Origin of the sequence: Kitasatospora sp. NPDC005751 (genome assembly GCF_040630835.1) — a bacterium.
In the GTDB taxonomy this organism is placed as follows: domain Bacteria; phylum Actinomycetota; class Actinomycetes; order Streptomycetales; family Streptomycetaceae; genus Kitasatospora.
The window spans coordinates 92,158-112,255 of sequence record NZ_JBEXYC010000006.1 but is presented as its reverse complement, the minus strand read 5'-3'; the positions used below and the strand labels follow the sequence as shown (position 1 = coordinate 112,255).

Annotated in this window: 18 protein-coding genes, 1 tRNA gene and 1 pseudogene; 17 read left to right on the top strand and 3 right to left on the bottom strand. The window is 73.0% G+C overall.

Annotation, left to right across the window (positions count from 1 at the left end):
* Positions 1-109 precede the first annotated feature (109 nt).
* Positions 110-1,762: a helicase HerA-like domain-containing protein gene (locus tag ABZ497_RS09000; protein ID WP_359804082.1), complete on the bottom strand. Its 1,653-nt coding sequence runs from the start codon at positions 1,760-1,762 to the stop codon at positions 110-112.
* A 148-nt stretch (positions 1,763-1,910) separates the two neighbouring features.
* On the opposite strand from ABZ497_RS09000, the gene ABZ497_RS08995 reads away from it, so the two are divergent.
* Both ABZ497_RS08995 and ABZ497_RS08990 read left to right on the top strand, forming a co-directional pair.
* Positions 1,911-2,207: a type II toxin-antitoxin system VapB family antitoxin gene (locus ABZ497_RS08995; protein ID WP_030061387.1), complete on the top strand. Its 297-nt coding sequence runs from the start codon at positions 1,911-1,913 to the stop codon at positions 2,205-2,207.
* 249 nt (positions 2,208-2,456) lie between these two features.
* Entirely contained in the window at positions 2,457-3,119 is a 663-nt protein-coding gene (locus ABZ497_RS08990; protein ID WP_329488639.1) for a LytR C-terminal domain-containing protein, read from the top strand.
* Positions 3,120-3,192: 73 nt separating this feature from the next.
* Here ABZ497_RS08990 and upp read toward each other — a convergent pair whose 3' ends face one another.
* Positions 3,193-3,828, bottom strand: a complete 636-nt coding sequence (gene upp / locus ABZ497_RS08985) for a uracil phosphoribosyltransferase (RefSeq protein ID WP_329488640.1) — start codon at positions 3,826-3,828, stop codon at positions 3,193-3,195.
* A 184-nt stretch (positions 3,829-4,012) separates the two neighbouring features.
* Here upp and ABZ497_RS08980 point away from each other — a divergent pair, with 184 nt between their 5' ends.
* The 8 genes from ABZ497_RS08980 (at position 4,013) to ABZ497_RS08945 (ending at position 9,302) form a co-directional block, all read left to right on the top strand.
* Positions 4,013-4,249 carry a hypothetical protein gene (locus tag ABZ497_RS08980; protein ID WP_359804081.1) on the top strand — a complete coding sequence of 79 codons (237 nt, stop codon included), beginning with the start codon at positions 4,013-4,015 and terminating at the stop codon, positions 4,247-4,249.
* 232 nt (positions 4,250-4,481) lie between these two features.
* A complete protein-coding gene (locus ABZ497_RS08975; RefSeq protein WP_359804080.1) occupies positions 4,482-5,060 on the top strand; it encodes a tRNA adenosine deaminase-associated protein in 579 nt (192 codons plus the stop codon).
* Positions 5,061-5,100: 40 nt separating this feature from the next.
* A complete protein-coding gene (gene tadA / locus ABZ497_RS08970) occupies positions 5,101-5,616 on the top strand; it encodes a tRNA adenosine(34) deaminase TadA (RefSeq protein WP_352290499.1) in 516 nt (171 codons plus the stop codon).
* A gap of 69 nt (positions 5,617-5,685) precedes the next feature.
* Positions 5,686-5,775, top strand: a tRNA-Ser gene (locus tag ABZ497_RS08965).
* A 452-nt stretch (positions 5,776-6,227) separates the two neighbouring features.
* Positions 6,228-6,392, top strand: coding sequence for a hypothetical protein (locus ABZ497_RS08960; protein ID WP_199926184.1), 165 nt, complete (start codon positions 6,228-6,230; stop codon positions 6,390-6,392).
* An 85-nt stretch (positions 6,393-6,477) separates the two neighbouring features.
* Positions 6,478-6,771, top strand: a complete 294-nt coding sequence (locus ABZ497_RS08955) for a Dabb family protein (protein ID WP_329488644.1) — start codon at positions 6,478-6,480, stop codon at positions 6,769-6,771.
* Positions 6,772-7,246: 475 nt separating this feature from the next.
* On the top strand, positions 7,247-8,179 hold the full coding sequence (locus tag ABZ497_RS08950; RefSeq protein WP_359804179.1) for an RNA polymerase sigma factor SigF: 933 nt from the start codon (positions 7,247-7,249) through the stop codon (positions 8,177-8,179).
* Positions 8,180-8,369: 190 nt separating this feature from the next.
* Positions 8,370-9,302 (top strand): RNA polymerase sigma factor SigF, encoded by a 933-nt coding sequence (locus tag ABZ497_RS08945; protein WP_359804079.1) that lies wholly within the window; start codon positions 8,370-8,372, stop codon positions 9,300-9,302.
* Positions 9,303-9,330: 28 nt separating this feature from the next.
* Here the strand turns inward: ABZ497_RS08945 and ABZ497_RS08940 are convergent, their stop codons facing one another.
* Positions 9,331-10,329 (bottom strand): tyrosine-protein phosphatase, encoded by a 999-nt coding sequence (locus ABZ497_RS08940; protein WP_359804078.1) that lies wholly within the window; start codon positions 10,327-10,329, stop codon positions 9,331-9,333.
* Positions 10,330-10,742: 413 nt separating this feature from the next.
* Here ABZ497_RS08940 and ABZ497_RS08935 point away from each other — a divergent pair, with 413 nt between their 5' ends.
* The 7 genes and pseudogenes from ABZ497_RS08935 to ABZ497_RS08905 all read left to right on the top strand — a co-directional run bounded on the left by ABZ497_RS08935 (position 10,743) and on the right by ABZ497_RS08905 (position 19,913).
* Positions 10,743-13,100 (top strand): hypothetical protein, encoded by a 2,358-nt coding sequence (locus ABZ497_RS08935; RefSeq protein ID WP_359804077.1) that lies wholly within the window; start codon positions 10,743-10,745, stop codon positions 13,098-13,100.
* A gap of 106 nt (positions 13,101-13,206) precedes the next feature.
* Positions 13,207-14,724 carry a GT4 family glycosyltransferase PelF gene (pelF, locus tag ABZ497_RS08930; protein WP_329488648.1) on the top strand — a complete coding sequence of 506 codons (1,518 nt, stop codon included), beginning with the start codon at positions 13,207-13,209 and terminating at the stop codon, positions 14,722-14,724.
* Positions 14,725-14,797: 73 nt separating this feature from the next.
* Positions 14,798-16,330, top strand: coding sequence for a hypothetical protein (locus tag ABZ497_RS08925; protein WP_359804076.1), 1,533 nt, complete (start codon positions 14,798-14,800; stop codon positions 16,328-16,330).
* A gap of 77 nt (positions 16,331-16,407) precedes the next feature.
* Positions 16,408-17,400: an SDR family NAD(P)-dependent oxidoreductase gene (locus ABZ497_RS08920; protein WP_329488650.1), complete on the top strand. Its 993-nt coding sequence runs from the start codon at positions 16,408-16,410 to the stop codon at positions 17,398-17,400.
* Between the two features lie 73 nt (positions 17,401-17,473).
* Positions 17,474-18,181 (top strand): annotated as a pseudogene (locus tag ABZ497_RS08915) (nucleotidyltransferase family protein); the annotation flags it as partial.
* 134 nt (positions 18,182-18,315) lie between these two features.
* Entirely contained in the window at positions 18,316-19,221 is a 906-nt protein-coding gene (locus ABZ497_RS08910) for an NAD(P)-dependent oxidoreductase (RefSeq protein ID WP_359804075.1), read from the top strand.
* Positions 19,218-19,913, top strand: a complete 696-nt coding sequence (locus ABZ497_RS08905) for a spherulation-specific family 4 protein (RefSeq protein ID WP_329488652.1) — start codon at positions 19,218-19,220, stop codon at positions 19,911-19,913. The genes ABZ497_RS08910 and ABZ497_RS08905 overlap by 4 nt, the downstream gene beginning before the upstream one ends.
* Positions 19,914-20,098 lie beyond the last annotated feature (185 nt).

Genomic DNA, 20,098 nt, shown 5'->3' with positions numbered 1-20,098 from the left:
CCGGGCCGAGCCCAGCTAAGCCGGGCCGGGCCGGGCCGGGCCGGGCCGGGCCGGGCCGGGCCGGGCCGGGCCGGGCCGGCCGACCACACTCCCGGCACCACGGCCCGGCTCACCGCCGCCGCCGGGACGTCCCGAACAGGCTGCGCGAGATCTCCCGCCCGAGCTGCGTCCCGGCCGAGCGGGCGAAGGACTTGAGCGTCGGGTTGCTCAGCAGGGACCCGAGCAGCCCACCACCGTCCCCGGCCCCTTCCCCCGACCCCGCCTCGGACCTCCGACGCGGTTCGGGCGCCGGCCGCGGCGCGGCGGGCTCCCCGGCCGGCACCGACTCCGGGACCGGCTCGGGCACCGGTGCCGGCTCCGGCCGCGCCGCCCGGGCGGCCAGCTTCTCGTAGGCCGACTCCCGGTCGATCGCGTCCCGGTAGCGGGCCGCCAGCGGCGACGCGTCCACCGCCGCCCGCAGCGCGGCCGGTTCGACCGGACCCATCAGCGACCGCGGCGCCCGCAGCCTGGTCGCCGCCACCGGCGTCGGCGCGCCCCGCTCGGAGAGCACCGTGACCACCGCCTCGCCGGTGCCGAGCGAGGTCAGCACCTCGCTCAGGTCGTACGAGGACCGGGGGAAGGTCGAGACCGTCGCCTTGAGCGCCTTGGCGTCGTCCGGGGTGAAGGCGCGCAGCGCGTGCTGCACCCGGTTGCCCAGCTGGGCGAGCACCTCGGCCGGGACGTCCTTCGGCGTCTGGGTGACGAAGAAGATCCCGACGCCCTTGGAGCGGATCAGCCGGACGGTCTGGGTGATCGCCTCCCGGAACGCCTTGGAGGCGCCGCTGAAGAGCAGGTGCGCCTCGTCGAAGAAGAACACCAGCTTGGGCTTGTCGAGGTCCCCCACCTCGGGCAGCTCCTGGTAGAGGTCGGCCAGCAGCCACATCAGGAAGGTGGAGAAGAGCCGCGGCCGGTCCTGCACCGCGGGCAGTTCCAGCGCCGAGACGAGGCCCCGCCCGTCCGGGGCGGTCCGCAGCAGCTCGGCGGTGTCGAACTCCGGCTCTCCGAAGAACGCCCCGGCGCCCTCGTTCTCCAGCATGGTGAGCGAGCGCAGGATCACTCCCGCGGTGGCGGCCGACAGCCCGCCGATGCCCTTCAGTTCCTCCTTGCCCTCGGGCGAGGTGAGGAAGGTGATGACGGCGGTGAGGTCCTTGAGGTCGTACAGCTCCAGGCCGTTGCGGTCGGCGTAGTGGAAGACCAGCCCGAGCGAGGACTCCTGGGTCTCGTTCAGGTCGAGCACCTTGGCGAGCAGCAGCGGGCCGAAGCTGGTGACGGTGGCTCGGATCGGGATGCCCGTGCCCAGGCCGCCCAGGGCGTAGAACTCGGTCGGGCAGCCCTGCGCCGACCAGTCCTGGCCGACCTCGGCGGCCCGGGCGGCGGTCCGCTCGCCCGGTGCGCCGGGCACGGAGATCCCGGAGACGTCGCCCTTGATGTCGGCCAGAAACACCGGCACCCCCTGGGCGGAGAGCTGTTCGGCGATCAGCTGGAGGGTCTTGGTCTTGCCGGTGCCGGTGGCGCCCGCGACCAGCCCGTGCCGGTTGAGCACCCCGAGCGGGATGCGCACCTGGGCGTCCCGGTAGGCGGTGCCGTCCAGCAGCACCGCCCCGAGGTCGAGGGCGGGCCCGGCGAAGGCGTACCCCTCGGCGATCTCCCGCACCGCGGGCGGGACGACTTCCGGGACGACCTCGGTGCCGGAGGGGGCGGACGGCGGCTCGGCGGTGGACATCGGTGCACGCTCCAGGGCACGACTGAGGGGCGACGTTCACGACATTTCCCATGAAACAGCCGCAATCGTCCGCCCGCAGCTCGTGCCGGTGCGCGTGGCGCGGTCGCGGCTGCTGCGCCATCCGCCGCCCAAACGGTAGGCTTTCCGTGTGATCTTCAAGCGCATCGGCAATGGGCGGCCGTACCCGGATCACGGCCGGACCAGCACCCGCCAGTGGGCGGACGTCGCCCCGCGTCCGGTGCGGCTGGACCAGCTGGTGACCACCAAGGGCCAACTCGACCTGGAGACCCTCCTCGCGGAGGACTCCACCTTCTACGGCGATCTCTTCGCCCACGTCGTGAAGTGGCACGGCGACCTCTACCTGGAGGACGGGCTGCACCGCGCCGTACGCGCCGCGCTCCAGCAGCGCCAGGTGCTGCACGCCCGCGTCCTCGAAATGGAGTGACGGGCCCGTCCCGCACCCCGCGACCCGTGTGGACACCGCCCTCCGGCCACCTCCGGAGGGCGGTCCGCGCATGCACCGGTACCCCCGTTCGGGTGCCGGCGTACTCCAGATGATGATCATTTAGTACCTTCGCAGCCGTCCGGCACTAATCTGCTGACTACGGCCGCAGTCCGTGGCGTACGCCGCCCACCCAGGCCGTTTCCGTCACCCGATCCCCGCCCTGGCACGAGGGGGAGACAAACCGTGAGCATGTTGACTCCCCAAGGCCTGAAGGGGAAGCAGTACCGCGTCACCGGCAACAGCTATCCACGGCTGGGCCGGCCGCCGAAGAAGAGCCGCAAGGTCCTCGCCCTGATCGGCTCACTGCTCGCCCTGGCCCTGATCGGCCTCGGCGGCGTGCAGCTCTGGGACATCTTCACCGGCAAGGGCAAGAACGCCTCCGCCCAGGCCTGCGCGTCGCCCTCGGGCAAACCGCTGGCCGCCCCCACCCCGGACGGCTCGGCCCCGCCCTCCGGCGCCCCCACCGATCCGAACGCCATCCCGCAGCCGGCCTCGATCACGGTGAACGTCTACAACGCCACCGCCAAGTCCGGGCTGGCCGCGCGGACCGCCGAGGAGCTGAAGAAGCGCGGCTTCACCATCGGCAAGGTCGGCAACGCGCCCGCCGAGCTGGACAAGAAGGTGCCCGGCACCGCCCAGGTGGTCGCCGGCCCGGCCGGCGCCGGGGCGTCCACCCTGCTCGGCTCCCAGATCGCCGGGGCCCTCACCACGGCGGACGCCCGGACCGACACCACCGTCGACTTCGTGATCGGCGACAGCTACAACGCCCTGCTGGACGAGACCCAGGCCGCCGCCGCGCTGGCCCTGGCGACCAAACCCACCCCGACCCCGAGCACCACCGGCAGCTGCTGAGCCGGCCCCCGGGCACAACGGAGCCCCCCGGCACCGCCGGGGGGCTCCGTTCGTCCGTTCGTGGCGCGCGGGCTCAGCCCGCGGTGCCGTACAGGCGGTCGCCCGCGTCGCCGAGGCCCGGGACGATGTAGCCGTTCTCGTTCAGCCGCTCGTCGACGGCGGCGGTCACCACGGTGACGGGCAGCCCGGCCAGTTCCTTCTCCATCACCGCGACGCCCTCGGGCGCGGCCAGCAGCACCACGGCGGTGACGTCGGTGGCGCCCCGCTCGATCAGCATCCTGATCGCGGCGACCAGCGTGCCGCCGGTGGCCAGCATCGGGTCGAGCACGTAGACCTGGCGGCCGGAGAGGTCGTCCGGCATCCGGGTGGCGTAGGTGGAGGCCTCCAGGGTCTCCTCGTTGCGCACCATGCCGAGGAAGCCCACCTCGGCGGTCGGCAGCAGCCGGGTCATCCCGTCCAGCATGCCCAGGCCGGCCCGCAGGATCGGGACGACCAGCGGCCGGGGGTAGCTCAGCCGGGTTCCGGTGGTGACCGCCACGGGGGTGGTGATCTCCACCTCCTCGGTGCGGACGTCCCTCGTCGCCTCGTACGCGAGGAGGGTCACCAGCTCGTCGGTCAGGCGACGGAAGGTCGGCGAGTCGGTGCGCTCGTCGCGCAGGGTGGAGAGCTTGTGGGCGACCAGGGGGTGGTCGACGACGTGGATCCGCATACGTCGAGGTTAGCCCGGCCCCGGACGCCCGTACGCCACCCGGTGGCCCACCGGGCCGGCGCCGCGTCCCGGCGCGGAGCCGACCGCGGTCACCCAGCGATGACGCGCCGTGACGCACCGCGAATGTCGGGGCGGAACGTCCTCCTGTGGTATCAATCCGGCCGATCTGGGAAAGTCAGGTCCTATGACGAGCAACCCGAAGAACGGGGACGGCTCGGCGGGCGGGTCCACGGGCCCGTCGGGCGGGCGCTCGGGCCTGCCCCCGGACCACCCGGAGACCGAGGCGGAGCGCCGCAAACGGCGGACGGTGTTCCTGCGCGAACTGGCCGAGGCGCGCGAACTGCGGGAACGGGTCCAGCCCCGGCGCACCAAGGAGCGCCGGATGCGCGAAGCGATGCGGATGCGAACCTTCCGGTTCTGACGGGCCCGCGGCGCGCCCACGGGGATCCGACGGCGCGCACCCGGCGCACCCGGCGCCCGTTCACCGGCTCCGGGCCGGCCCTTCCGACACGACCTGCAAAGACGCGCTGCCGAACACTCCCCGCAAAGCCGGGCTTTCTGTCACGATTCCGAGGGGACGGTCCGAACAGCGGGCCGCCTCTGGCGCGGGGGCGGCCAGATTCCGCGTTGCCCGGAGCGCCGAGCCGAGACCGATGATCTTGGGAGTGTCCCTGGTGGCGTACTTCGCTGCAGTGCTTGCTCGCACCGAGGACGGGTGGGATGTGAGCGAGACGGAGCTCGACGACGTCGAAACCCTGGCGGACCTGGCCGATCTGGCCCGCGAAGCCGCCCAGGACGACGACAGCGTCCTGGTCTTCATCGAACAGGAGGACGTCTGGTTCGCCATCGTCCGGGTCGACGGTGAGGAGGACCCGCGGATCTTCGTGTCGGACGGCGCCGCCGCCGCCCGCAGCAGCTACGGCTCCGTCCTCACCGACGAGCTGGTCGACCAGGCCGGCGAGAGCGAGTTCGGCGACCTCGACAACCTGGTCGCCGAGCTGGAGGACGAGGAGGCGCAGGCCTCAACCGGGCAGGAGGACGAGGACGGCGACGCGGACGCCCGCGGCGGCGTCCCGGTCGGCCCGCTCGGCGACGCCCACCTGCTCACCGAGTTCGGGCTGCCGGCCGAGGAGCTGCTCGCCCTCAGCGGCGAGGGCGCGGTGCCGGGCGACGCCCTGGAGGAGATCGCCGAGGCCCTCGGCTGCGGCGAGGTCCTGGAGGCCGTCCGGTAACGGGCCGGTGCCCCTCGCCGGATGCCGGACACTGGATGCCATGCAGTCCGCGTCCACCCGCCAGATAGCCCCGCTCCCCGCCCCCGTCCGCCCCGACCCGGTCCGCGACCGCTGGGCGGCGCCGATGCGCCTCGCCATCGCCGAGGCCGCCCTGGCGCCGGCCACCGGGGACGTCCCGGTCGGGGCGCTCGTCCTGGGCCCGGACGGCGAGGTGATCGGACGCGGCCACAACGCGCGCGAGGCGGTCGGCGACCCGACCGCCCACGCCGAGGTGGTCGCCGTCCGGGAGGCCGCCGCCGCGCTCGGGGAGTGGCGGCTCGTCGGCTGCACCCTCGTCGTCACCCTGGAGCCCTGCACCATGTGCGCGGGCGCCCTCGTGCTCTCCCGGATCGACCGGGTGGTCTACGGCGCCCTCGACGAGAAGGCCGGCGCCGCCGGCTCGCTCTTCGACGTGATGCGCGACCGCCGGCTCAACCACCGCCCCGAGGTGATCCCGGGCGTCCTCGCCGACGAGTGCGGCGAGCAGCTCCGCGCGTTCTTCGAGAACCACCGCTGAACGCGGCCGCCGGCCGCCGGCCGGATACGGATTTCGTGACCTCGCCACCCGTCCGGTAGAGTTCCCCTCGGTAGCGTGTCCGAGCGGCCAAAGGAGCACGCCTCGAAAGCGTGTGTGGGGGCAACTTCACCGTGGGTTCGAATCCCACCGCTACCGCCAGCAGCACGAGGGCCCCGACCGGAGACGGTCGGGGCCCTCGTCGTTCCCGCGCACCCTCGGGCGCGGAAGGGCTCCGCACCCGGGGCCGATGACCACCAACGCCCGGCGAGTACGGAGCCTGGAGGGGGAGCGGCTCGGGGGACCAACCGCTCCCCCGGCGGAGTTCCCACAACCGGCGCCGCGTCGGGGGGAAGTCGCGGCGACCGGTCCCACAGCGGGGAGCTCCGGATCCACGTGCCGGGGGATTCCTGCCAGATCCGCGGCACACCACCCATCCTGCGCGACGGTCCGCGCCCGGGCACCCGGAGAAAGGCCCCACTCCCGGGGACCTTCGTCCCGCCGGGTGAACGCGTCGCACACTTGATGGGCCGTCCGGTGGATAAGCTGCGCTCTGCAGAGGGCCGCTCGGGGACCGAATGGCGGCGGCCCACAGCAGGGAGGAAGGTCACCGGATGGCGCAGGCGAAGAAGATCGGCATGGTCCTCCTGCTCATCTTCGTGCTCTACACGATCATCACCTCGCCCGCCCGCGCGGCCGAGCTGGTCCAGCTGGGGTTCGAGGGCATCTCGAACGCCGCCAAAGCGGTCGGCACCTTCATGACCGGGCTGGTGAAGTAGCGGACCAGGGGGTGGTCCTCCGGCCCCGGCGGCTCCGGCTACGGTGTGCGGGACCCTCAGTCCCCCGTCCGCGAGGAGCGGCATCGTGATCCGGCACCTGGTCCTGTTCAAGCTCAACGAAGGCGTCAGCAAGGACGACGAGCGGGCGCTCGCCGGCGCCGAGGCCTTCGAGGCGCTCGGCCCGGTCATCCCCGAGCTGCGCGAGTGGGAGTGCGGCTGGAACACCACCGAGCGCGACATCGCCCACGACTACGCGATCAACAGCCTGGTCGAGGACCGTGCGGCGCTGCAGGCCTACCTCACCCACCCGGCCCACCAGGCCGCGGCCGGTCAGTGGCGGGAGTTCGCCACCTGGGTGATCGCCGACATCGAGGTCTGACCCCGGACCGTCCCCCGGACGGCCGCAGGCGCCCCGCCCGGGTCCCGGGCGGGGCGCCTTGCGCTGTCCGGAAACCGCCCCCGGCGCCGCGCCACCCGGGGGGCCGGGTGGCGCACCGGCGCCGCACCAACACACCTCCCCTCGGTACTTGCCCGACCTGCGCCCGGCTTGTGATGCTATGACCGGTTTTGCCGGACACGGCGAGGTGGTGAATCGAGCCGCGACACCCGATCCGCAAGTCCCACCGTTTGTCGACTTTGGGAGGGGTGACGTGTCCGTGCGGACACCAGGGAGTGCGCCGGACACCGGCACCGGTCAAGCCGCCGGGCAGATCACCGCGGAGACCGTCGTCCAGTCCGTCGTCCAGACCGCCGGACCGACCACCGCCCAGGCCCCGACGCAGGCCCAGGCCCCGACGCAGGCCCAGGCCCCGGCGCAGGCCCAGGCCCCGGCGCAGGCCCAGGCCCCGACCCAGGTGCAGACCCAGGCCCCGACCCAGGCGCAGGCCCCGGCCCAGGCCCAGGCCCAGGCCGCCGCACCGGACGCCGGTCGCCCGGCGCCCCCGCCCGGGGACGAGGTCCTGGCCACCGTCATCGGCCCGGCCGGCGAGCTCCGCCCGGACGGCCTGCGCGGCCCCGGCGGCCGCCCGGTGGTGGACGTCCGGACGCTCACCCGGGTGCTGTTCGAGCGGCTCGCCGAACTGCCCCCGGACGCCCCCGAGCGGGAGCGGGTCCGGGCGGCGCTGATCGAGGTCAACATCCCGCTGGTGCGCTACGCGGCCACCCGCTTCCGCAGCCGCAGCGAGCCGATGGAGGACGTCGTCCAGGTCGGCACGATCGGCCTGATCAACGCGATCGACCGGTTCGACCCGAACCGCGGCGTGCAGTTCCCGACCTACGCGCTGCCGACCATCCTGGGCGAGATCAAGCGCTACTTCCGCGACAACGTCCGCACCATGCACGTCCCGCGCCGGCTCCAGGAGCTCTGGGTCCAGGTCAGCGGCGCGATGGAGGAGCTGACGGTGGTGCACGGACGGGCCCCCAAGGTGCCCGAGATCGCCGCCAGCCTGCGCATCCCGGAGGAGGACGTCCGGGCCTGCCTGGACGCCGGCCGGGCCTACAACGCGGCCTCCCTGGAGGCGGCCCAGGAGCACGAGGGCGGGCTCGCCCTGCTGGACCGGCTCGGCTACGAGGACTCGGCGCTGGCGGAGGTCGAACACCGGGACATGGTCCGCCACCTGCTGGTCCAGCTGCCCGAGCGGGAGCGGCGGATCGTCATGCTGCGGTTCTTCGCCAACCTGACGCAGTCCCAGATCAGCACCGAGCTGGGGATGTCGCAGATGCACGTCAGCCGCCTGCTCTCGCGGATCCTGACCAGGCTTCGGACCGGCAATTCCTGGGAAGACTGACCGTCACAATCACGGACAGAACACCGCGAACCACTGGGCCCGCCCGGGATTGCTGCGCGTTACCGCCGCGTGACGTCTTGCGACCTTCGGGTTTGCCGGGGACTGTGTTCCGGTATGCAGGGGGAGGGCGTCCTCGGGAACCACCGCGCGACGGAATCCGTTCAACTGTCAGTCACAAGGGGGTGGGTGCATGTCCGGAGACCTGGGCACTGCGGAGATCCACGCTGGTCAGGCCCATGGCACCGCGGTCGCCGTCGACCGGATCCCGCTCCAGCGGGGCCCGGACGCACCGTCCGTCGCCGAGATCGACCCCGCGCCGGCCGCGACGGCCGTCGTCGCGCCGCAGGCGCCGCCGGGCCCCGGGCTGGACACCCGGACGCTCTCGCGCTCGCTCTTCCAGCGGCTCGCCGCCCTGGAGGCCGACAGCGCCGAGCACACCTACGTCCGTGACACCCTGATCGAGCTCAACCTGCCGCTGGTGCGGTACGCCTCCGCGCGCTTCCGCAGCCGCAACGAGCCGATGGAGGACATCGTCCAGGTCGGCACGATCGGCCTGATCAAGGCGATCGACCGGTTCGACCCGAACCGCGGGGTGGAGTTCCCCACCTTCGCGATGCCGACGGTGGTCGGCGAGATCAAGCGCTTCTTCCGGGACACCAGCTGGTCGGTCCGGGTGCCCCGGCGACTGCAGGAGCTGCGGCTGGCGCTCACCAAGGCCGGTGACGACCTGGCCCAGAAGCTGGACCGCTCCCCCACCGTCGCCGAGCTGGCCGTCTGCCTCGGCGTCAGCGAGGAGGACGTGGTCGAGGGGCTCGCGGTGGGCAACGCCTACACCGCCAGCTCCCTGGACTCCAGCCCCGGCGAGGAGGACGGCGACGGCCCGCTGGCCGAGCGGCTCGGCTACGAGGACCTCGCGCTGGAGGGCGTGGAGTACCGCGAGTCGCTGAAGCCGCTGCTGGCCAAGCTCCCGCCGCGCGAGCGCCGGATCATCATGCTGCGGTTCTTCGGCAACCTCACCCAGTCGCAGATCGGCGAGGAGATCGGCATCTCCCAGATGCATGTCTCCCGACTGCTGACCAGGACCCTCACACAGCTGCGCGAGGGCCTGATCAGCGAGGGGTGAGCCGGGGCCCGGGCCGGGCCGGGGCGACTCAGGGTACGAGCAGGTTGGCCCGCAGGCCCGCCAGCACGGCGTCGTCCAGGCCCAGGCCGTCCCGCCAGAACGACGCGAAGTCGGGCCAGCCGGCCTCGACCTCCTCGAAGGCCGCCTCCAGGTAGTCGCGCTCCGCCCGGAACACCGGGAGCAGCAGCTCCGGCTCCTGCATCAGGCCGCGGGTGCCGAAGCTGTCCACGATGGTCTCGACGATCGCGGCGGAGCGCTCGTTGGTCAGCAGGTAGTCGGCGAAGACCGTCTCGCGGTCCACCCCGAGGGCGGTGAGCAGGACGGCCGCCGTCCACCCGGTGCGGTCCTTGCCGGCCGAACAGTGGAACAGCAGCGGTGCGCCGTCCGGCGCGGCCAGCAGGCGCAGCACGGTGGCGAACCGCTCGCGGGCCACCGGGTCGGTCACGAACCACCGGTAGAGGCCGGTCATCATCGCGGCGGCCCGGCCGTCACCGAGCAGGGCGCGCTGCTTCTCCGGGCTGCGGTCGGCCAGGGCGTCGCGCAGCGCGACGTAGATGTCGAAATCCGCGGCGAAGACCGGCAGGTGGTGCAGGGTCACGCCGTCCGGGGCGGTGCGCTCGACGGTGATGGGCGCGGCGGACAGTTCGGCGGCCGCGATCACGGCCACCGGCAGGCCGCGGACCCGGTCGGGGCCGGCCTCGCGGACCTCGTCGAGGCTGCGCAGGTCGACGACCTGGCGCAGGCCGAGCGCCGCGAGCAGGTCGAGGTCCTCGTCGGTGAGGCGGTTGAGGCCGTCGCTGCGCAGCACGGCGCCGTGCTTCAGCACCCGTCCGTCGGCCGTCCGGTAGCCACCGAGATCGCGGGCGTTGACGGCGCCCCGCAGGCCGAGGCTCCGGGCCTGCTGGGCGGCTTCCGGAGCGGGCTCCGGGACCTCTTCCCGGGCACCGTCCCGGTCGCCCTCCACCGACGTCCCCACGGCATTCCGCAGGGCCTCGATTGCGGCGGTCTCGGTCTGCTGCTCGGTCACGCGGCGGCCTCCATTGGATATTCGAGCGGTGCCGTGGCACAACCCGACGCGATATTGCATGAACCTGCCCGACGGAACAGGGGGATGTGCAAGAGTGTCATGCGCAACGCCGCCAGTGTAGGGCGCGGCATACATGTCATCACCGCACGGTCGGTGACCAGCGGTAACGCTCCGGCGCCGTTTTTAATTCTCAATTCATTATTTGCGCAACAGGCGCTCTTCCGGTCACAATCAGCGCCTTCATGGCATCGCCATGAACGTTGGTAACAGATTCGCTGCACTCCTGCCCATTTGGTCCCAATCGGTGCGGAGTCTCCACCAGGATGGGCGCCGGGCAGCCTGCTGCCCGCGAACAGCGACCGGGCAGGCGAGCGTCGAGCAGCGAAAGCGCCCTGCCCAGGGGAGGAACACACATGGGTCGAGCGACCCGAAGAGTTGCCGCCTGCGCGGCAGCAGTCCTGCTGGCCGGCGGCCTGCAGTCATCCCTCGCACACGGTGCCACCGCAGCACCCAGGATCGACCTCACGGTCCTGGTGATCAGCGACGGCGGCCCCGCCTCGGCGGCCATCGCGGCCGAGCTGAAGAGCCAGGGCACCCCGTACAAGTTGGTCGACCTCAACGACGCCGGACGCCCGGTGATCAATGCGGCCTTCCTCAGCGACAGCCTCAACGGCCAGCCGCGCGGCAAGTTCCAGGGCATCGTGCTGCCCAACGACAACCCGTTCGCGGCCGGCTCCGCCGAGATGGCCGCGATCGCCGCCTACGAGGCGGCGTTCGGCGTGCGCCAGGTCGACGCGTACACCTACGCCAGGCCGGAGGTCGGCCTGAACTACGCCGCCGACCCGGGTTACATGGGCAGCCTCGACGGCTTCCAGGGCCAGGTCTCCACGGCCGGTCTCGCGGGTCCGTTCGGCTACCTCAAGGGCAGCGTCCCGTTCGAGGACAACGACCCGGCGGTCGGCGAGAGCTACGGCTTCCTCGCCACCCCGCTGACCACCCTGCCGGCCGGTGCGAGCTTCACCCCGCTGGTCGAGACGACCATCCCGGGCACCACCACCAAGGGCTCGCTGGTCGGCGAGTACAGCCACGACGGCCGCAAGGAGCTGGTCGTCACCTTCGTCTACAACCAGTACCAGCAGCAGTACCGCCTGCTGGCGCGCGGCATAGTCGACTGGATAACCCAGGGCGTCCACCTCGGCTACGACCGCAACTACTTCGCGGCCCACGTGGACGACGTCTTCCTGGCGGACGACCGCTGGGACACCGTGCTGAAGTGCACCCCCGGTGACGTCACCTGCCCGCCCGGCACCCCGGAGACGGCCGACCCGATCCGGATGACGGTCGCCGACGCGCAGTACGCCAAGCAGTGGCAGACCGCCAACAACTTCACCATGGACATGGTGTTCAACGGCGGCGGCAGCGAGGACTGGAAGGCCGACCACTCCGTCACCACCGACCCGGTGGTGGACCAGATGGTCGCCGACCAGACCAGCTACCGGTGGGTCAACCACACCTACACCCACCCGTACCTGGGCTGCCTCCAGGACGTCTCGGTGGTGCCGTGGAAGTGCACCAAGGACACCGCCGGAAACACCGTCTGGGTCGACCAGGCCACCATCACGTCCCAGATCAAGAACAACATCGACTGGGCCGCGGCGCGCAACCTGCACATCGACAAGACCGAGCTGGTCACCGGTGAGCACTCGGGCCTGCTGACCGCTCCGCAGGAGACCAGCGACAACCCGTACCTGGCTCCCTCGCTGGTCGCCAACGGCGTGAAGTGGACGGCCAGCGACGCCTCCCGCGAGACCGGCCAGCGGGCCGTCGGCTCGTCGGTGCTGACCGTGCCGCGGTACCCGATGAACGTCTTCTACAACGCCGCCACGGCGAAGGAGGAGACGGACGAGTACAACTGGATCTACACCAGCGTGGCCAACGGCGGCAGCGGGGTCTGCGAGAACAACGCCAACTCCACCTGCCTGCCGACGCCGCTGGACGTGAACACCGGCTACCAGTCGTACATCGTGCCGCTGGAGGCCCGGATCGACCTCGGCCACGTGCTGAGCAACGACCCGCGACCGCACTTCATCCACCAGTCGAACCTGTCCGAGGACCGGATCGTCTACCCGGTGCTGGAGAAGGTCCTCTCCACCTACCGCGCGCTGCACGCCGACAACGCGCCGATCGTGAACCTGGCGCAGAAGGACCTCGGCGCCGAGTTCCAGCGCCGCGCGGCCTGGAACGCGGCGCTCACCGCCGGCCAGGTCACCGCCTACCGGGTCGGCGACACCGTCACGGTGAGCGCTCCGGCCGGCGTCCAGGTGCAGGCCACCATGCCGACCGGCACCACCCAGAAGCTCGCGATCGGCTCGGGTGCGTTCGGCACCGCCTACGCCGGTACGCTGTCCGGCTGGGTGAAGCCCGGAGCGCTCCAGAGCAGCGTCCAGCTCAAGCTGGCCGCGGCGGTCACCCCGGCGGCTCCGGCCGCCGCGCCGAACACCGCCAAGACGCTGACCGCTCCGGCGCCGGCCGACAAGAAGGTCGTGCCCCAGGGCACCGCCGACGCCGTCCCGGCCGGTCCGGGCGACACCGCCCGGACCGACGCCCCGACGCTGGTCCCCGGTAGCGGGGTCCCGGTGCCGGGCAAGGGCGTCACGGCCGGCAAGAGCAGCACCAAGGGCAACGCCAAGGGCGGCGCCCAGACCGGCAAGGCCTCCGGGGGGAAGGCCGACCCGACCAAGAAGACCGCCGGCCAGTCCGGCACCCGCTAACAGGTGACACCGGTGGTGGGACGGGCGACGGCCCGCCCCACCACCGGCCACCGGGCCCGGCCGTCCAGGCCGGCCGCTTGACGCAAGGACAGGAGGGGGGACAGGAATGCGCGTCACCCTGCTCACCGAGGGGACGTACCCGCACCAGCACGGCGGCGTGAGCGTCTGGTGCGACCAGCTCGTCCAGGGCATGCCGGACGTCGACTTCGACGTCATCGCCGTCACCGGGACCGGCCACGAACCGCTGGCCTGGGAGCTGCCCGCCAACGTGCGGTCCGTCACGACCGCACCGCTCTGGGGCCCTGCCGCCGACGGCAGAGCACCCCGCGGCCGCGAGATGCGCCGCTTCCTCAACGCGTACGAGCGCTTCCTGCACTCCATCCTGGACCCCGTCTACACCACCCACTTCGGCACCGAGCTGTACGGCTTCGCCGACCTCGCCCGGCGCGGGCTGCTCAGCCCGGCGCTGCGCAGCGAGCGCGCCCTGCGCACCCTCCAGCACGTCTGGACCCGCGACTACCTCTCCACCGGCGTCTCCCGGCCCACCCTGCACGACGCGCTCAACGCCACCGACCTGCTGGAGCACGCGCTGCGCCCGCTGTCGGTCGAGCCGCCCCAGGACGGCGTCGCGCACGCGGCGAGCGGCGGCCTCGCCACCCTGCCCGGGCTGATCGCCTCGCAGCAGTACGGCGTACCGTTTCTCCTCACCGAGCACGGCATCTACCTGCGCGAGCGCTACCTCGGCTACCGCACCGGCCCCTACCGCTGGCCGGTCAAGGCGCTGCTGCTGGGCTTCTACCGGATGCTCGCCGAGGAGAGCTACCGGCGGGCCGCGCTGGTCACCCCCGGCAACCGGTACAACCGGCGCTGGGAGGAGCGCGGCGGCACGCCGTCCGCGCACATCCGGACCGTCTACAACGGCGTGGACCCGGCGGCCTTCCCGCCCGCCGGGCCGGAGCCCGAGACGCCCACCCTCAGCTGGGCCGGCCGGGTCGACCCGATCAAGGACCTGGAGACGCTGATCCGCGCCTTCGCCATCGTCCGCGACGAGATACCCGACGCGCGGCTGCGGCTGTTCGGCGGCACGCCCAAGGGCGGCGAGGCCTACCGCGACCGCTGCATAGCCCTGGCCGCCGAGCTCGGCGTCGCCGACTCGGTGGCCTTCGAAGGCCGCGTCGCGGACATCACCGACGCGTACGCGGCGGGGAACGTGGTGATGCTCTCCAGCATCAGCGAGGGCTTCCCGTTCACCCTGATCGAAGCGATGTCCTGCGGCCGCTCCACGGTCTCGACCGACGTGGGCGGCGTGCGCGAGGCCGTCGGCGACACCGGTCTGGTCGTCCCGCCGCGCGAACCCGAACCGATGGCGGCCGCCGCCGTCGAGCTGCTGCGCGACCCGGAGCGCCGGGCCCGGCTCGGCGAGCAGGCCCGGCTGCGGGTGATCGAGCAGTTCACGCTCCGCCAGAACATCGACGGCTTCCGCGGCATCTACACCGAGCTGCTGGGCACCTCCCGCTGGCTGCCGAACGGCGTCGTCGCCGTCACCGACGGCGCGTCCGACGCGGACTGGGACGACCCGGTGCCCCTCGAAGCGGCTGCCGAGCGAAGCGAGGTGGGCGCGTGAACGACCGCAGGGAGCGAACCATCACAAGCTGCGCGTCCCGCGAAGCGGCTGCCGAGCGAAGCGAGGTGGGCGCATGAGCGGCCCGCTCCGCCTGGTGCCCGACGAGGCCGGCCCCGACTGGGCCGAGCAGACCGTACAGCTGCGCACCCTCCCGAGGGGGCGCCGCCGGCCCGTACTGCCCGCGCAGCGGCCCGTCCCCGAGCCCGAGGAGCAGCTGGAGCTCTCCCCGGACCCGCTGGACGAGCTCGCCGAGCGGCTCGCCGACGTCTGCGCCGACGCCGTCCACCCCTACGAGATCGCGGCCTTCCTGGAGTCCGACGGCCTCTCCGACGAGCAGGCCGGGCTGCTGTACGGCCGCCCCGACGCGTTCACCGTCGCCGAGGAGCTGTTCGAGAAGGTCGAGCGCCGCTACCCGGGACCGAGCTCCGAGTTCGCCAACCCCTGGCGGGCCGACCCCTGGCGGTGCGTCGTGCGCGGCCTGGTGTTCGCCCTGCCCGGCCTCGGCTACCTGCTCGGCGCCAACCTGTTCGCGGCCACCCGGATGCGCTTCGGCCTCCCCTCGGGGATGCTCGCGCTCTCCGTCGCCACCCTGGTCAGCTGGTCGTGGAACCAGGCGCTGGCGCACCGCTCGTACGCCTGGCTGGGCCGCGGCCGGCGGCGTGCGGCCGGCGTCTGCCTGGCGGTCGGCGCACCGCTGGGCGCACTGGTCGCCGCCGTCGCCGGCTACGTGATCGGCGGTCCGCTCGGTGCGCTCTGCTTCGCCGCCGGGCAGTCCGGCTACCTGGCGGCGGCCACCGTCCTGCTGGTGCTCGGGCGGGAGAAGTTCCTGCTGGTGGCACTGGCACCGTCGGCGATCGGGGCCGGCGTGGTGCTGGCCGTGGACGTGCCGCAACTCGTCCGGACGGTCGTGCTGCTGGCCTCGCTCGCGCTCGCGGTGGGCCTGGCCGGCCGGGAGGTCGTCCGCTGTCTGCGCAGCGAGCAGGACACCACGGTGCTCAGGCTCCCGCTCCGCAAGGAGGTGCCGCACCTGCTGTTCGGCCTGGCCGTCGGCACCCTCACCATGATCGCCGGCCTCGGCACGACCGTCCACCAGGCGGTCCGCACCGGGGCCGCGGAAGGCGCGTCCGCCAGCCCGACGGGGCCGGCCATGATCGCGCTGACGCTCAGCCTCGGGCTCGCCGAGTGGCTGCTGTTCCGCTACCGGGCGATGGCCGTGGCCGGGCTGCGGACCAGCCACACCCCGGCCGCGTTCGCCCGCCGCACCGCCGGCGTGCTGCTCGGCTGCCTGTTCATCTACCTCACCACCGTGGCCGCGCTGGACGCCGCCGCCACCGTGCTCTGGCCCGGCGCCCCGGCGCTCGGGGTCCCGGAGCTCGGTGCGCTGCTGCTGCTCGGCGGCTCCCTCTGGCTGGCGCTGCTGCTGAACGCCTTCGGGTTCAGCTGGAGCACCGCCCTGATCTGTCTGGCAGCCGCGGGCGCCGAGTGCGCCGGACTGCTGACCGGTGTCGACCCGACCGTCCTGCAGCTGATCGGCTGCGGGGCCGCGGCCGCGGTCCTCACCGCCATCGCCGGGCCCGTGCTCGGCCGCACCACCAGGCACCGCTGAACCACCCCAGTGCTGGGTCACCACCGTTCCGCGCCCAGCCGTCCCCACCCGTACCAGAGCAGAAAGCGATCTACCGGATGAGCAACGTCGCCGTTACCGGAGCCGAGGGCTTCATCGGCTCCCACCTCGTCGAGACCCTGGTCGCGGACGGCCATCAGGTCCGCGCCATGGTGCAGTACAACTCCTTCTCCTCCTTCGGATGGCTGGAGACCCTCCCCAAGGAGGTGCTGGACTCCGTCGAGATCGTCCTCGGCGACGTCCGGGACCCGGGCTCCGTCACCGGCCTGGTCAAGGGCACCGAGGCGGTCTACCACCTGGCCGCCCTGATCGCGATCCCGTACTCCTACCGGGCTCCGCACTCCTACGTCGACACCAACGTCACCGGCACCCTCAACGTGCTGGAGGCGGTGCGCCACCTCGACGTGCCGCGCCTGGTGCACACCTCCACCAGCGAGACCTACGGGACCGCGCAGACCGTGCCGATCACCGAGGACCACCCGATCAACACCCAGTCCCCGTACGCCGCCTCCAAGGCCGGCGGGGACCGGCTCGCCGACAGCTACTACGCGAGCTTCGAGACCCCGGTCGTCACGCTGCGCCCGTTCAACACCTTCGGCCCGCGCCAGTCGATGCGCGCCGTCATCCCCACCGTGATCGCCCAGGTGGCCGCCGGCGAGCGCGAGATCACCCTGGGCGACCTGCGCCCGACCCGTGACTTCACCTTCGTGAAGGACACCGCCAACGCCTTCCGCACGGTCGGCACCGCCCCGGCCGAGACCGTGGTCGGCAGGACCTTCAACGCCGGCACCGGCGGCGAGATCTCGGTCGGCGACCTGGTCGTCCTGATCGGCAAGCTGATGGGCGCCGACCTCACGGTGAAGGAGGACGAGCAGCGCATCCGTCCGGCCAACTCCGAGGTGATGCGCCTGGTCGCCGACGCGACCCGGCTGCGTACGGCCACCGGCTGGGCCCCGGAGTTCTCCCTGGAGCAGGGCCTTGAGCAGACCATCGAGTTCTTCCGTGACCCCGCCAACCTGGCGCGCTACAAGACCGACATCTACAACGTCTGACCTGCCGCACCTCACTGGCAGCACCGGCAACCACAAGGCTCCTGTCGCACCATACTTCCGTGGGGGAAACACCATGCACGCAGTGATCCTGGCCGGTGGCAAGGGCGTTCGCCTTCGTCCCTACACCACCGCCCTCCCCAAGCCGCTCGTCCCGATCGGCGACCAGCACGCGATCCTGGAGATCGTGATGCGCCAGCTCGCCGCGGCGGGCTTCACCTCCGTCACCCTGGCCATCGGCCACCTCGGCCACATCATCCGCGCCTACGTCGGCAACGGCTCCCAGTGGGGGCTCCGGGTCGGCTACGCCGTCGAGGACAGCCCGCTCGGCACCATGGGCCCGCTGCTCACCATGCAGGACCGGCTGCCCGAGCACTTCCTGGTGATGAACGGCGACATCCTCACCGACCTGGACTTCGCCGGGGTGCTCAAGCACCACGAGTCCTCCGGGGCGCCGCTCACCATCGCCACCTACGCCCGCCAGGTCAGGATCGACTTCGGTGTGCTGACCACCGAGTCCGGCTCGATCACCGGCTTCCAGGAGAAGCCGACCATCGACTACCGGGTCTCGATGGGTGTCTACGGCGTGTCGCGCTCGGCGCTCGCCGCCTACACCCCGGGCCTGCCGCTGGGCTTCGACGAGCTGGTGCTCGACCTGCTCGCCGCGCAGACCCCGCCGGCCGCCTACGAGTTCGGCGGCTACTGGCTCGACATCGGCCGCCCGGACGACTACGACCGGGCCAACGCCGAGTTCGCGCTCAACCGCTCGGTGCTGCTCCCGGGCGAGCCCGAGGGCCTGTACGCCGTGCCGAACAGCCCGGGAGCGGCGGTCCCGGCCGCCCGCACCGCGGCGGACGCCGCCGACGGGCAGCCGACGGCCTCCGCCGCGACGGGCCCCGAGAACGACGGACGGGCCGCGTGAGAATCCTGCTGCTCGGCGTGGACGGCTTCCTCGGCCGGCACGCCGCCACCGTCCTGCGGTCACTGCCCGGAGCCACCGTGCTGACCGCCGGGCGGCGGCCCGACCACGACCTGCGCCTGGACCTCGCCACCGCGCAGGCCGGTCCGCTCGGCGAGGAGCTGGCCGCGCTCGCCCCGGACGCGGTGGTGAACTTCGCCGGCGCGGTGTCCGGCAGCGCGGTCACGCTCGCCGAGGTCAACGCGCGCGGCCCGGCCGTGCTCTGCGAGGCCCTGGCCCAGGGCGCGCCGAAGGCCCGGCTGGTGCACATCGGCTCGGCCGGCGAGTACGGCGTCTGCGAGCCCGGCAGCTCCCTCGCCGAGGACGCCGACGCCCGCCCGGTCGGCGTCTACGGCGCGACCAAGCTGGCCGGCTCCCTCGCGGTGGCCGGCTCGCCGCTGGACGCCGTGGTGCTGCGGGTGTTCAACCCGGTCGGACCGGGCGCACCGGCCGGCTCGCTGCCCGGCCGGCTCGCCGCCGAGCTGCGCCGGGCCGCGCCGCAGGGCGCCGACGGCGTGGTGGAGGTCGGGGACCTCTCGGCCCACCGCGACTTCGTCGACGCCCGGGACGTCGCCCGCGCGGTCGGCCTGGCCGTCGCCGCCGAGCACCCGCTGCCCCGGGTGCTCAACCTCGCCTCCGGGCGGGCGAAGCCGGTCCGGGCGATCGCGGACGGCCTGGCCGCCGCGGCCGGGTTCACCGGCCGGATCGACGAGAGCGGCGCCGGCTCCGAGCGCTCGGCCGCCGTCTCCTGGCAGCAGGCCGAGGTCTCGGCCGCCGCCCGGGAGCTCGGCTGGCACCCGGAGACGGACCTCGCCGACACCCTGCGCGACCTCTGGCTCAGCACCGATCCCCTGGTCACCGGATGACCGGCGCGAGCCCTGTCGACGGCCGCCTGCTGGTGCCGCTGTACGTCCACCCCGCGGTGGACCCGGCGGCCTGGCAGGCGGTCGCCGCCGCCGACCCGGGCCGGATCGCCGCCGTCGTGCTGAACCTGGCCGACGGCCCCGGCGCCGTCCCCGACAACGTCTTCGCCGAGGCCGCCGACGAGCTGCGCAAGGCGGGCCTCCCGCTGCTCGGCTACGCCGACACCGACTACGGCCGACGACCCCACGCCGCCGTGGTCGACGACATCTTGACGTACCGTCAGCGACACGGCATCACCGGCGTCTACCTCGACCAGGTCGCCACCCACCCGGGTGCGCTGGCGCACTACCGGCGGCTCGCCACCGCGGCCCGCGCCGCCGGTTGCGCGACCGTGGTGTTCGGCCACGGCGACCACCCCGATCCCGGCTACGCCGAGGTCGGACTCGCCGACCTGCTCGTCACCTTCGAGGGGGACTGGGAGGCGTACCGCGCGATGACCCTGCCGGTCTGGACCGGCCGGCACGCCGCCGCCCGGTTCTGCCACCTGGTGTACGACGTCCCCGCCGAGGAGGCCGGGGAGGCCGCCGCGCTGATCACCGCCCGCCGGGCCGGCGTCGGCTGCGCGGTCCCGGGCGCCGGGGAGAACCCCTGGAGCACCCTGCCGCACGCCCTGGCCGTCACCGAACCGACCTGACCTCACCCGGAGTTCGAGTACCGTGACCCGTCCCACCCGGCCCCTGCTGGCCGCCCTCGCCCTGACCACCGCCCTGGTGCTGACCTCGTGCAGCAGCTCGGGCCAGGAGGACGAGGACGACACCTCGGCCGACGCCACCGGCTCCCAGCCGCCCGCGGCCACCGCCGCACCCGTCCCGGGCACCC

Bases quoted from the DNA above. Each gene is read 5' to 3' on its own strand.
- ABZ497_RS09000 (WP_359804082.1), bottom strand. From the start codon at position 1,762: ATGTCCACCGCCGAGCCGCCGTCCGCCCCCTCCGGCACCGAGGTCGTC.
- ABZ497_RS08990 (WP_329488639.1), top strand. From the start codon at position 2,457: ATGTTGACTCCCCAAGGCCTGAAGGGGAAGCAGTACCGCGTCACCGGC.
- upp (WP_329488640.1), bottom strand. From the start codon at position 3,828: ATGCGGATCCACGTCGTCGACCACCCCCTGGTCGCCCACAAGCTCTCC.
- ABZ497_RS08980 (WP_359804081.1), top strand. From the start codon at position 4,013: ATGACGAGCAACCCGAAGAACGGGGACGGCTCGGCGGGCGGGTCCACG.
- ABZ497_RS08975 (WP_359804080.1), top strand. From the start codon at position 4,482: ATGATCTTGGGAGTGTCCCTGGTGGCGTACTTCGCTGCAGTGCTTGCT.
- tadA (WP_352290499.1), top strand. From the start codon at position 5,101: ATGCAGTCCGCGTCCACCCGCCAGATAGCCCCGCTCCCCGCCCCCGTC.
- ABZ497_RS08960 (WP_199926184.1), top strand. From the start codon at position 6,228: ATGGCGCAGGCGAAGAAGATCGGCATGGTCCTCCTGCTCATCTTCGTG.
- ABZ497_RS08945 (WP_359804079.1), top strand. From the start codon at position 8,370: ATGTCCGGAGACCTGGGCACTGCGGAGATCCACGCTGGTCAGGCCCAT.
- ABZ497_RS08935 (WP_359804077.1), top strand. From the start codon at position 10,743: ATGGGTCGAGCGACCCGAAGAGTTGCCGCCTGCGCGGCAGCAGTCCTG.
- pelF (WP_329488648.1), top strand. From the start codon at position 13,207: ATGCGCGTCACCCTGCTCACCGAGGGGACGTACCCGCACCAGCACGGC.
- ABZ497_RS08925 (WP_359804076.1), top strand. From the start codon at position 14,798: ATGAGCGGCCCGCTCCGCCTGGTGCCCGACGAGGCCGGCCCCGACTGG.
- ABZ497_RS08920 (WP_329488650.1), top strand. From the start codon at position 16,408: ATGAGCAACGTCGCCGTTACCGGAGCCGAGGGCTTCATCGGCTCCCAC.
- ABZ497_RS08905 (WP_329488652.1), top strand. From the start codon at position 19,218: ATGACCGGCGCGAGCCCTGTCGACGGCCGCCTGCTGGTGCCGCTGTAC.